The organism is Hyphomicrobium sp. B1 (assembly GCF_049532635.1).
Lineage (GTDB): Bacteria > Pseudomonadota > Alphaproteobacteria > Rhizobiales > Hyphomicrobiaceae > Hyphomicrobium_B.
On the sequence record NZ_CP134871.1, the window covers coordinates 802,004 to 814,179 of the forward strand.

Annotated in this window: 10 protein-coding genes; 4 read left to right on the forward strand and 6 right to left on the reverse strand. The window is 61.1% G+C overall.

Features of this window, described 5'->3' with window-relative positions; genetic code table 11:
• Nucleotides 1-90: 90 nt before the first annotated feature.
• Both ptsP and RLW55_RS03905 read right to left on the reverse strand, forming a co-directional pair.
• A complete protein-coding gene (ptsP, locus tag RLW55_RS03900) occupies nt 91-2,382 on the reverse strand; it encodes a phosphoenolpyruvate--protein phosphotransferase (RefSeq protein ID WP_409563326.1) in 2,292 nt (763 codons plus the stop codon).
• An 89-nt stretch (nt 2,383-2,471) separates the two neighbouring features.
• Nucleotides 2,472-3,734, reverse strand: a complete 1,263-nt coding sequence (locus RLW55_RS03905) for an aspartate kinase (protein WP_414464540.1) — start codon at nt 3,732-3,734, stop codon at nt 2,472-2,474.
• A gap of 200 nt (nt 3,735-3,934) precedes the next feature.
• Between RLW55_RS03905 and ubiG the strand changes: the two genes are divergently transcribed.
• Nucleotides 3,935-4,702 (forward strand): bifunctional 2-polyprenyl-6-hydroxyphenol methylase/3-demethylubiquinol 3-O-methyltransferase UbiG, encoded by a 768-nt coding sequence (ubiG, locus tag RLW55_RS03910; protein ID WP_409561784.1) that lies wholly within the window; start codon nt 3,935-3,937, stop codon nt 4,700-4,702.
• A 44-nt stretch (nt 4,703-4,746) separates the two neighbouring features.
• On the forward strand, nt 4,747-5,406 hold the full coding sequence (locus tag RLW55_RS03915) for a rhomboid family intramembrane serine protease (RefSeq protein WP_423415638.1): 660 nt from the start codon (nt 4,747-4,749) through the stop codon (nt 5,404-5,406).
• 77 nt (nt 5,407-5,483) lie between these two features.
• On the opposite strand, the gene oxlT is transcribed toward RLW55_RS03915, so the two are convergent.
• Nucleotides 5,484-6,758 carry an oxalate/formate MFS antiporter gene (gene oxlT / locus RLW55_RS03920; protein ID WP_423415639.1) on the reverse strand — a complete coding sequence of 425 codons (1,275 nt, stop codon included), beginning with the start codon at nt 6,756-6,758 and terminating at the stop codon, nt 5,484-5,486.
• 160 nt (nt 6,759-6,918) lie between these two features.
• Between oxlT and RLW55_RS03925 the strand changes: the two genes are divergently transcribed.
• The gene (locus RLW55_RS03925) at nt 6,919-7,923 is read left to right on the forward strand and encodes a 2-dehydropantoate 2-reductase (RefSeq protein ID WP_423415640.1); all 1,005 of its coding nucleotides are present in this window, start codon (nt 6,919-6,921) and stop codon (nt 7,921-7,923) included.
• Between the two features lie 43 nt (nt 7,924-7,966).
• Nucleotides 7,967-9,487 (forward strand): acyl--CoA ligase, encoded by a 1,521-nt coding sequence (locus RLW55_RS03930; RefSeq protein ID WP_423415641.1) that lies wholly within the window; start codon nt 7,967-7,969, stop codon nt 9,485-9,487.
• 84 nt (nt 9,488-9,571) lie between these two features.
• Here the strand turns inward: RLW55_RS03930 and RLW55_RS03935 are convergent, their stop codons facing one another.
• From RLW55_RS03935 to RLW55_RS03945, 3 genes are all read right to left on the reverse strand, one after another.
• A complete protein-coding gene (locus RLW55_RS03935; protein ID WP_409561779.1) occupies nt 9,572-10,888 on the reverse strand; it encodes an MFS transporter in 1,317 nt (438 codons plus the stop codon).
• Between the two features lie 280 nt (nt 10,889-11,168).
• Nucleotides 11,169-11,339 (reverse strand): hypothetical protein, encoded by a 171-nt coding sequence (locus RLW55_RS03940; protein WP_423415642.1) that lies wholly within the window; start codon nt 11,337-11,339, stop codon nt 11,169-11,171.
• A 147-nt stretch (nt 11,340-11,486) separates the two neighbouring features.
• Complete coding sequence (locus RLW55_RS03945; RefSeq protein WP_423415643.1) at nt 11,487-11,789, reverse strand: hypothetical protein; 303 nt, start codon at nt 11,787-11,789, stop codon at nt 11,487-11,489.
• Nucleotides 11,790-12,176 lie beyond the last annotated feature (387 nt).

The following is a 12,176-nucleotide window of genomic DNA, read 5'->3' on the forward strand; positions in this document are numbered from 1 at the left end:
GGCAAAACGCGCCGGTCCCCGATGTTAAGGATATTGTCGGCTAAAAATCCTTATTTGTCAAAGCCTCCGTGCGTCGTTGGGGAGGTGCTGTTAACCGTCGAGCGCGACGTGCTCCGTTTCTGCGAACTGCTGCAAGGACATGCGCACGTCCTTCGCACCCTCTTTCAAAAGATCGTCGAGGAAAGCGGTCACCTTCGCTGCGTCGAGCGACAGTATCATCGACTTGATCGGGCCGATGGAGGCCGGCGCCATCGACAGCGACCGGAAACCGAGACCGATCAGCGTCAGGGCTTCGAGCGGGCTTCCTGCCATCTCGCCGCATAGCGTCACCGGCACGTTGTGTGTGCTGGCAGCCGTCATGAGCGACTTCAGCGCGCGGAGCGGTGCTGGCGCCAGCACATCGAAGCGACTCGCCACCCGCGCATTGGTGCGGTCTGCGGCAAACAGGAACTGCATCAGATCGTTCGAGCCGACCGACACGAAATCGACCCGCGACAGAAACGCATCGAGTTCGAACAGAAGTGCAGGCACTTCGAACATCGCCCCGACGAGAATGATCTGCGGCAGGGGATGGCCGTGCTCCGTCAGAAATGCTTTCTCACGCTCGATCAGCGCACGGATAGCCCCCAGCTCATACGTCGCCGAAACCATCGGGATCATCACCCGCAGCTCACGTCCCGCCGCAGCCTTGAGCAAGGCCCGGACCTGCAGCCGGAACAATTCCGGCCGGTCGAGCGCCATGCGGATCGCCCGCCATCCCATCGACGGGTTTTCTTCCTTCGGCTGACGAAGGTAGGGAAGCACCTTGTCCCCGCCGATATCGAGCGTGCGAAAGACCACGGGCTTGCCGCGGGCTTCGTCCATCACCGACTTGTAGAGCTGCGTCTGCCGGTCGAGGCGCGGAAACGACTCCGACAGCATGAACTGCAATTCGGTGCGATAGAGCCCGATGCCGTCCGCACCGGCTTCGTCCAGATGCGGCAGGTCGACGAGCAGACCCGCATTCATCATCAGCGCAATCGGCACGCCGTCTTTGGTAATCGCGGGGCGATCGCGCAGCGACTGATAGCGCTTCTGCCGGCGCGCCCGAAACCGAACTTTGTCGGAATAGGCCGAGATCACTTCGGCCGTCGGCCGCAGATGCACTTCACCCGCCACTGCATCGACGATCGCCGCATCGCCCGCCGACACGCGATCGACGATTCCCGCCGCCTGCCCGATTGCGGCAATGCCGAGCGCCTTCGCAACAACCGCCACATGGCTTTGGCTCGACCCGTCTTCGACGACGAGCCCTCTGAGCCTGCTGCGGTCATAATCGAGCAATTCTGCCGGTCCCATAGTTCGCGCAACAAGGATCGTATCGGGCGGCAGGCCGCCGTCATCTTCCGAACTCTTGAGCCGCCCCGCGAGCACGCGCAGCAGCCGGTCGGAAAGATCGTCGAGATCGCGCTGTCGTTCCCGCCAATAGGTATCGTGCTGGCGCAGCATGCGCGTGCGCATCGCATTCTGAACGCGTTCGACGGCCGCCTCAGCCGTCAGCCCGCCTTCGACGGCTTCGCGCAGTCGCCGGTGCCAGCCCTTGTCATGCGCGAACATGCGATAGGCTTCGAGCACATCGCGATGCTCGCCGATGTTCGACAAATGCTCGTGATCAAACATCTCGTCGATGTTCAACTGCAGCTTCTCGAGTGCGAGCGACAGCCGCTCCAATTCGAGCGCCGGATTCTCCGCCATCAACTGCGTCACGACGATGCGGGGCTCGTGCAGCACCACATGACCGAGCGCGATACCGTCCGAGATGGGTTCGCCTTCGATGACGAGCGATTGCGAGCGCGAGGCTTCGATGGCTGCGACCGTCCCCGCCACGGCGCCCGAGACGAGATTTTCCGCGATCACCATCGCGGTCGCCTGCATCACCTCAACATCTTCGTCGGAATATTCACGCGGCGTCCGGTTCTGGATGACGAGCACGCCAAGCACCTGCCCCGACCGCGCGATCGGCACGGCGAGCAGGGAATGGTAGATCTCTTCGCCGGTTTCTGGCCGGTAAGAGAACGCCGGATGGCTCGACGCTTCCGGTTCGTTGACGGTCACGCCAAGCTCGGCCGCGCGTCCCACGAGACCCTCGCCGCGCTTCAATCGCGTCGTATGCACCGCACTCGGATTGAGGCCTTCGGTCGCGAAAAGCTCGAGTGAACCATCTTGCCGCTTCAGATAGATCGAGCAAACCTCGGCAACCATGACGCCGGAAATCTGCCGCACGATACGATCGAGCTTTTCCTGGCCCTCGCCGCCATCGGCCATGATCTCGCGCAGATGGCGCATGATGACCCGAAGCGAGGTCTCGCTTGGTAAAGGTCTCGGATCGTCGCGCCGCACCATCTTGCCTTGCCCATTCGTCTCGCCGGCAAAACTCTCCGGCAAATGCACCTTAGTCACAAAGAGACGGGGCTGGTAAGAGCGCCCGGCCTCTAGTCGTTGTCGAGCCCGTAGGCCGAGTGCAACGCACGAACCGCGAGTTCGGCGTAGGCTGCATCGATCAGAACGCTGACCTTGATCTCGGACGTCGAGATCGCGTGAATGTTGATGCCCTTTTCCGAGAGTGTCTTGAACATCTGCGCTGCAACACCCGCGTGGCTGCGCATGCCGACGCCGATGACCGAAATCTTCACGACGTCTGCCGAGCTTTTGACGTCGACGTGGCCGATGTCGGTCTTCGCCTGTTTCAAGACTTCAAGCGTGCGCGGCAGCTCGGCCGCCTGCACGGTAAACGTCATATCCGTATGCTTGCCGTCCGGCGTGATGTTCTGCACGATCATATCGACGTTGATATTCGCATCTGCGAGCGGCCCAAAGATGCGCGCGGCGATGCCCGGTTTGTCGTCGACATTCAGAAGCGTAACTTTCGCTTCGTCTTTCGCATAGGCGATGCCGCTTACGACCTGCTGTTCCACGATCTCATCCTCGTCGCATACGATGGTGCCGATATTCTCGATATTATCGGCTCTGAAGGGTTGCATGGCGTCCGGCGCTACGAAGCTCGACAGTACCCGAGTCTTGACCTTGTAGACCATTGCCAGCTCGACAGACCGCGTCTGCAGGACCTTCGAGCCGAGGGACGCCATTTCGAGCATCTCTTCGTAGGAAATTTTCGCAAGCCGTTTCGCTTTGGAAACGATGCGCGGGTCCGTTGTGTAAACGCCGTCAACGTCGGTGTAGATATCGCAAACGTCGGCTTCGAGCGCGACGGCGATCGCAACCGCGCTCGTGTCAGAACCGCCCCGACCGAGCGTTGCGATCCTGTTCTCGGTGGGCTCAATGCCCTGAAAGCCGGTGACGACGGCAATTTCGCCGCCTTCGATCCGCGATTTGATCTCGGCGCCTGGGATGTCGAGAATTCGCGCCGCACCATGCGCCGTATCGGTCTTCACCGGAACCTGCCAGCCGGTCCACGACCGCGCGCGCAGGCCCATCGCCTGCAACGTGATGGCGAGAAGCCCCGCCGTCACCTGCTCGCCGGTGGCGACGACGGCATCGTATTCCCGCGCATCATAAAGCGGAGAGGCTTCCTTGACCCAGGCAACGAGCTGGTTCGTCACCCCAGCCATGGCTGAGACGACGACTGCGACCTTGTTGCCGGCGTCGACCTCGCGCTTCACGTGACGTGCGACGTTCTGGATGCGCTCGATGTTGGCGACCGACGTGCCGCCAAATTTCATGACTACGGTCGCCATTCTCGAAGCGCTTCCCTTGGCCTGTGCATGCCCGCACGGCCCCTGGCATGGGTCTGACGAGCATTAAGATTTGGATTGAGTCCGGCGCTTATTAGCGGCTCGCGAGCCCCCCGGCAACAACCGAAAATTGACCCATCCGGGACAATAGCTTGACAAGATGACCGCCGGGTTGACGTGTATGGCGGAAGACGGAGACGACAATGACCGCAACGCAGCAATCCGACGCCGGTAAACGCACCCTCGATACGGAAGAGGTCGAGCGCTTTTCCCGCATGGCCACCGAATGGTGGGACCCACGTGGCAAATTTCGCCCCTTACACCAAATCGGGCCGCCGCGGCTGTCGTTCATCCGCGATAGCGCCGTCGAACGCTTCGGCCGCGATCCCAAGGCGCTCCGGCCCCTCACCGGCTTGACGGCAGTCGATATCGGCTGCGGCGGTGGCCTCGTCGCGGAACCTTTGGCACGCATGGGCGCAACCGTCACTGCCATCGACCCATCGGAAAAGAACATCGCCATCGCGAAATCGCACGCCGAAGGTCAGGGCATCGCCATCGACTATCGTGCCGTGCGCGTCGAAGACCTCGTCGCCGAAGGCCGCACGTTCGACATCGTCGCCTGCCTCGAAGTTGTAGAGCACGTGCCAGACCCGGCGAAATTCATCGGCGAATGCGTGAGCCTCGTCGCACCCGGCGGCCTCGGCGTGTTCTCGACGCTGAACCGCACGTTCAAGGCCTGGGCGCTCGCCATCGTCGGCGCCGAGTATGTGCTCGGCTGGCTACCGCGCGGAACCCACCAGTGGGACCGCTTTATCACCCCGGATGAGCTGGCTGGTTACGTCAAAGCCGCGGGGCTCGACGACGTCCGGTTCGAAGGCATCACCTATAATCCTCTGCAGGATTCTTGGTCGCGCAATCCGGACACGGACGTGAACTATCTGATGTCGGCACGGAAACCGAAACCATCGTGACGGCGTTCGCCCGCTCGGCGGCGCATTGAGAGGGGGAAGGTGCGATGTTTCCAATCGGGGACGATGACTCGCAGGTCCGCATTTCGCCCATCGTTACGACGGCGCTTATCGTCGTCAACGTGCTTTTCTTCCTGATCGAGCTGAACGGCGGCAACGAGTTCATTCAGCGCTGGTCGTTCATCCCGAGCCGCTTCGCCGAAGATCCAGCGTCCAACTGGCCGACCATCTTCACCGCCATGTTCATGCACGGCGGCTGGATGCACCTGTTCGGCAACATGCTCTATCTCTACATCTTCGGCGACAACGTCGAAGAAAATTTCGGACATGTGAAGTATCTGGCGTTCTACCTGATCGCCGGTATCGCAGCGACATTCGCTCAGTTCTATTTCAATCCGCACTCGAACGTTCCCAACGTCGGCGCTTCAGGCGCAATAGCCGGCGTGCTTGGCGCTTACCTGCTTCTGTTCCCGCAGGCTCGCGTCGATGTGCTTGTCGCGCGGGCCGTCATGTCGATGCCGGCGCTGATCGTGATCGGCTTCTGGTTCGTGCTTCAGCTCTTCAGCGGCGTCGGCTCCATTGCCCATACCGATGAAACTGCCGACGCCGGCGGCGTCGCTTACATGGCGCATGTCGGCGGCTTCGTTGCCGGTCTCGCGATTGCGCTGCTCTTCAGGGGCCGCGGCGGCCCGCCGAGAACCGCCTGAGCACCACCCCTAAAAAAGCAAAAAAGGGCCGGAACAGAGTTCCGACCCTCCTAAAAACTGTACCCAAAAGCGAGCTGTTAGATGCTCCGCGCCATCCGCTGACGCATCGGGCGTAGAACGGCGAGCGCGAGAATTGCCGCGAGAATGTTCATGCCAGCCGCCGTATAGAACACGGCATGCCAATTGCCCGTCGCCTGCGTCAGCAGACTGGAAAACGGCACGAGCAGCGACGCGGTGCCCTTCGCAGTGTAGAGCAGGCCCGCATTCGTCGTTGCGAACTTCGAGCCGAAGGTATCGCCACACGTTGCCGGGAAAAGGCTGTAGATCTCACCCCACGCAAAGAACACCAGCCCTGTCAGCACCACGAACAGGATCGGATCGTGTCCCATGCGCGCCAGCGCAAGCAGGCCGACGCCCTCAATGCCGAACGCGATGAACATTGTCGTTTCGCGGCCGATCTTGTCCGACACCCAGCCGAAGAACGGACGCGTGACGCCGTTGAGAACGCGGTCGAGCGACAGCGCGAACGTGAGCGCCGGAAGCGTAATGCCGACGAGGGACACCGGAACATCTGCAACCTTGAAGTCCTTCGCGATAGGCGCGAGCTGCGCCGTCGCCATCAGGCCGCCCGCCGCCATCATCACGAACATCAAATACATGATCCAGAAGACCGGCGTCTTCAGCATCTCAGTCGGCGCGAACGACCGCTTGGCCGAAAGCAGTTCGACGCGCGCACCGAACTGGTCTTTTGACGGCGACCGCAATAGGAACGACACGAGAATGATGACGATGCCCTGCAGCAGCCCGAAATAAAGAAACGCCGCTTCGTATCCCTGTGAGGCGATCACGATCGAGATTGGAATAATCGTCAGCGCCGAGCCCATGCCGAAGCCGGCGGCCGTCACACCCGCCGCCAAGCCGCGACGATCCGGAAACCACTTGAGCGCATTGCCGACGCACGTGCCGTAAACACAGCCTGCGCCGATACCCCCGATGGCCTGCGCGACATAGAGCATCGCCAGTGAGTCCGCCTGCGAGTTCAAAAGCCACGATAGGCCGATCATGATGCCGCCGACCAGGACGAGCGGTCGCGGCCCGAGACGATCTTCAAGATAGCCTTCGAAGGGAATGAGCCACGTCTCGGTGAGAATGAAAATGGTGAACGCCCACTGGATCGCCGCCATCTCCCAACCGAACTTGGCGTGAAGCGGATTGACGAAGAGCGTCCAACCATATTGCAGGTTGGCGATCATCGTCATGCACAGCACCCCCAGCGCGAGCTGCACCCACCGTCCGGTGGCCGGCGTCGCAATGCCAGAAGCCGGAGCGCGCGACTCCGTTTGAATAGTCATCCTTGGCAGTCCCCTCGGGCTTGTAATTCTTTTTCATTTCGCACTAAAAGCGCCCAAACATAAAACGTGAAAAATCACGTTCGACAAGTGCAGCATTAAAGCTAAGCGCCAACAAAGTTTTTTGCTGCACCGCCACACAGAAATCGAGGGACGAAGTTCGATGAAAATTTGCGTCGTCGGCGCAGGCGGAATCGGTGGCCTGCTTGCCGCGCGGCTTGCGCAATCGGGCGAAGACGTAACCGTGATCGCCCGCGGCCCGCACCTTGCGGCGATCCGCTCCAATGGCCTCAGACTGATCGAAGAGGACGGTAGCGAGAGCGTTTCTCGCGTTGCTGCGACCGATAAGATCGCGGACGTTTCCGAACAGGATCTTGTTATCCTCGGGATGAAGGCACATCAGGTCGCAGCCGTCGTGCGCGATCTTCCCGCGATGTATGGTCGCGACACGGCCGTGCTCACTGCCCAGAACGGCATTCCGTGGTGGTACTTCATGCGCGTCAGCGGGCCGCACGAAAACCATCGCTTGGAAAGCGTCGATCCCGGCGGCGTGGTCGCAGATAATCTGCCTGCTGATCGTGTTCTTGGCAGTGTGGTATATCCCGCAGCCGAAATCGCCGAGCCGGGGGTAATTAAGCATATCGAAGGCAACCGGTTCTCGATTGCCGAAATCGACAATTCGAAAACCGAGCGCGTCACGCGCGTTTCGGAGGCGTTGCAGAAAGCCGGTTTCAAAGCCCCGGTCATCTCCGACATCCGCGCCGAGATCTGGACGAAACTCTGGGGCAACCTGAGCTTCAATCCAATCAGCGCACTGACGCATGCGACGCTGGAAGATATCTGCAAATATCAGCCGACCCGCGATGCCGCTGCCCGCATGATGAGGGAAGCCCAAGCCGTCGGCGAAGCACTCGGCATTCGTTTCCGCATCCCGCTCGAAAAGCGCATTGCAGGCGCCGAAGCCGTCGGGCCACACAAGACGTCGATGCTGCAGGACATCGAAGCCGGTCGCGGCATCGAAGCCGACGCACTGATCGGCTCGGTGATCGAGCTCGGTCAGGTCGCAAACGTTCCGACGCCACAGATCGAAACGATCTATGCCTGCGTGAAATTGCTTTCCGCGACCTTATCGCGCGAAGGCGGACGATTGAGAGTTGAAAAGGCCTGACAACGCCGCCGACGGCACAGGCACCGGAGATATGAGAACGACGATGGCAATACCCACGACACTGCATGAGCTTCTGAATGCCGGAGACGGCCGAGCGCCGGCCATCCGGGCGTCCGGCATCGAAGCGCTGACCTACGCCGGCTTTCGCGACCTTGTGACGCGAACCATCGACAGCCTGAATGCACTTGGCATCGGCCGCGGCGACCGCGTTGCGATCGTGCTGCCGAACGGCCCCGAGATGGCGACATCCTTCGTTGCAACGGCATCGGCCGCGACGGCCGCGCCGCTCAATCCCTCCTACCGTCACGACGAGTTCGACTTCTACATGTCGGACATCAACACCAAGGCGCTCATCGTCGAGGAAGGCAGCACTTCACCCGCAGTCGCCGTTGCGAAAGAGCGCGGCATCATGCTCATCACGCTGAAGCCCGATCCTGCGAGCGGCGCCGGCGCATTCACGCTGTCGGCTGAAACGCCTGCCGAGAAACCAGCTCAAAGTGGCCCGGCGCAGAGCGACGACACCGCATTGATCTTGCATACGTCGGGCACGACGTCGCGTCCGAAGATCGTGCCTCTCAGCCATAAGAACGTTGCGGCCTCCGCTGGCAATATCGCCACCGCATTGCAGCTTTCGGCCGGTGACCGCGCCTTGAACATCATGCCGCTGTTTCACATCCACGGTCTGATTGCGGGCGTGCTGGCCCCGCTGTCGCGCGGTGGCTCGATCTTCTGCACGCCGGGCTTCAATGCGCTGAAGTTCTTCCACGCCATGGAAGAGGCGGCGCCGACCTGGTATACCGGCGTCCCGACCATGCATCAGGCAATCCTTTCGCGCGCCAGCCACAACGCCGAGACGATCGCGCGTCACAAGCTGCGCTTCATCCGCTCCTCGTCATCGTCGCTCCCGCCGCAGGTCCTGAGCGAACTCGAAGCGACCTTCGGTGCACCCGTCGTCGAAGCCTACGGCATGACGGAAGCCTCGCATCAGATGGCGTCGAACCCCATCGGCACCGCCCGCAAGCCCGGCACGGTCGGCCTGGCCGCCGGACCCGAGGTCGCCATCATGGATACCGAAGGCAATCTCTTGGAGCCCGGCGAAGTCGGCGAAATCGTCATTCGCGGCGACAACGTCACGAGCGGTTACGAAAACAACGCCAAGGCCAACGGCGAAGCCTTCACCAACGGCTGGTTCCGCACCGGCGACCAGGGCACCATCGACGCCGACGGCTACATCACGATCACCGGCCGTCTGAAGGAGATCATCAATCGCGGCGGCGAGAAGGTCTCCCCGCGCGAAGTCGATGAAGTCCTGATGGATCATCCCGCCGTTTTGCAGGTCGTGACGTTTGCCGTCCCGCACGACAAGCTCGGCGAAGATGTCGCCGCCGCCGTCGTGCTGCGCGAAGGCCAGGAAGCGACCGAGCGCGAGCTTCGCGACTTCGCGAACGAGCACCTCGCCCACTACAAGGTGCCACGCAAGATCCTGCTGCTGCCGGAGATCCCGAAGGGGGCGACAGGCAAGCTGCAGCGTATCGGCCTGGCCCAGAAGCTTGGCCTCGCCTGACGCCGCGCTAGGCCGATGAAGATAAAGAAAAACGCCCGGCATCACCGGGCGTTTTTTATTGTCCGAAGCTGAAGCGGCAGGCGCTTAGCGATCGCCCGACTCGAGCTGGCGGCTCATCGCGAGCGCCATCAGCGTGCAGACCGCACCGGAGAGCAGATAGCCGCCCGCCGCCATCAGGCCGAAGTGGCTCGACAGCCAAAGCGCAACGAACGGCGCGAACCCAGCGCCGACCAGCCACGCCAAGTCGGTCGTCAACGCCGAGCCGGTATAGCGGTAGATCTTGGCGAAGTTCGAGGCGACGGCGCCCGACGCCTGTCCGAACGACAGACCGAGCAGCGTGAAGCCCAGCACCATGAACACGATCTCGCCGACGTCACCGCCGTTGAGGAGCTGCGGAGCGAAACCGCTGAACACCGCGATTACCGCCGCCGTGGCCGAGAGCAGGTTGCGACGGCCGACCCGGTCCGCAACGAACCCTGACGCCACGATCGCGAACAGACCGACGATGGCGCCGATGATCTCGATGATGAGGAAGCGCGACGGGCTCTGGGTCGTAAAGAGGAATACCCACGACAGCGGGAACACCGTCACCATGTGAAACAGCGCGAAGCTCGCCAGCGGCGCAAAGGCGCCGATGATAACATGGCGGCCTTCCTTCTGCAGCGTCTCGCCGATCGGCATCGGCTCAAGCTCCTGCTGCTCGAAGTGCTCGATGTATTCCGGTGTATCGACCATGCGCAGACGCGCAAACAGCGCCACGACGTTGATCGCGAAGGCAACGAAGAACGGGTAGCGCCAGCCCCAATCCAGGAAATCTTCACTCGACAGGTTGGCTGCGAAGTAAGCGAACAGCGCGGCCGCGACCATCAGGCCGAGCGGCGCGCCAAGCTGCGGGATCATGGCGTACCAGCCGCGACGATTCTCCGGCGCGTTCATCGCCAGCAGCGATGGCAGACCATCCCATTCGCCGCCGAGCGCCAAGCCCTGGCCGATGCGGAAGATCGCCAGCAGAACGGCAGACGCCAGACCGATCTGTTCGTAACCTGGCAAAAAGGCAATCGCGACCGTACAGGTTCCGAGCAGGAACAGCGTGATCGTCAGCTTCACCGCGCGCCCGTAGTTGCGGTCGAGAGCCATGAACATGACCGTACCGACCGGACGGGCAATGAACGCCAGCGCGAAGATCGCGAACGAATAGAGCGTTCCGGTCAGGGCATCGAGATGCGGAAAGATAAGCTTCGGAAAAACGATGACCGATGCGATGGCATAAACGAAAAAGTCGAAAAATTCCGAAGTTCGGCCAATGATGACGCCAATGGCGATTTCGCCCGGGCTGACATCGCCGTGCCCACCATCCGCAGATGCTGTGTTCCGCTCGAACGTGGCTGTGGCTCCACTCATCGGCCGCTCATGCTCCTTGAACCATGCTCTGGCTCTGCGCGCAAAAATATTCGCGAGCCACTCAACGTAGCTTCTGTCCCGGGTTCCCGCGCGAGGGCATTAGGCAAATTGTCCAATGTGCCAATGACGCAGAAAACGGCTTTTCAAAGCTTTTGCCTTGATCCTCGGGGTTTTGCCAAGCCACTTCGGGCGCCTGAGGATGCAATAACGTGTGTTTTAGAGGGGAGCGGATGCCGGTCGGGCGCATCCCTGCCCCCGAGAGGCCGTCAGGATTGAACGCTCAAGACTGCGAACCAGATGCGGGCTTGGTCGCGCCAGTGCCGCGTCCCGCGAACCAGCGATGGCGCGGATGCCGCAGCTTGTGAATCCACAGACGCAAGCGAGCCCCTAACGAGGGTGTGATCTCGATCAGGATGCGACGGCGCTTGCTATAAGCATCTGCGAATGACATGACCCCTCCGAAAATTTCGGATTTGAGCATAGCTCTCGCGCCGTTAAACCAGGGTTCCCCAGATGGCCGGGATTTTATGCATTGGGCACACCGCGCCGCGCCGATGTTGCATCAGCAGCCGTGAATTGGAGGCCCGGCGTCCCGCGTCTACTTGTTCGTATTGTTGTGCTTAGGAGCCTGCGGTTCTGGCGGAGGAAGCGCCTCATATCCGCCCGCGCCACCATCGCCGCCTTCGCCGCCATCCTTCAAATCGCGGTGGTGCGCATTGCCCCGTTCGATCGGAACGACGGGGGCGGACTCATAGGCCTTCTCGGCCTTTTCCTGAATGCGAATGCTTTCCGGAACGGAATCGGCAAACGCGAGGCCCCCGATCGCCGGGATTGCCGGGATTGCCGATGCGCCGACCGTCAGCAGCAGGCAACCGCGGCGAAGTTTGCGATAACGCTGCATCTTATGCTCCTTGGCCTTTTGCGGCCCCTTTCGCCCTGCGCCAAAAATAAACGTGTTACCCCAACTTTTCACCCAAATTCCCCAACGGATCGGTCACTTTCATACGTTATTTTGGATGACGAACGATCATGTACTCTTTGATTTTGCGCAATTTACCGTTCGTGAACCAGCGAATAAGGTTCTGCAATCGTATCGCTGAAAAATCGGCTAAAGTTTCTTTCATTCTCGCCTTAAATCTATTTCGAATTTGATCCGCCCAATGGCAACTCCCGATCCTTCCGACAACCGCGGCCGGCCTCCAGCCAACTCACCCGTCATGCTGACGGTCCTGTGCGCTATTCTGGTTGCAATAGCGACCTGGACGATCTTTTTGGTCCGCTAAGGGTT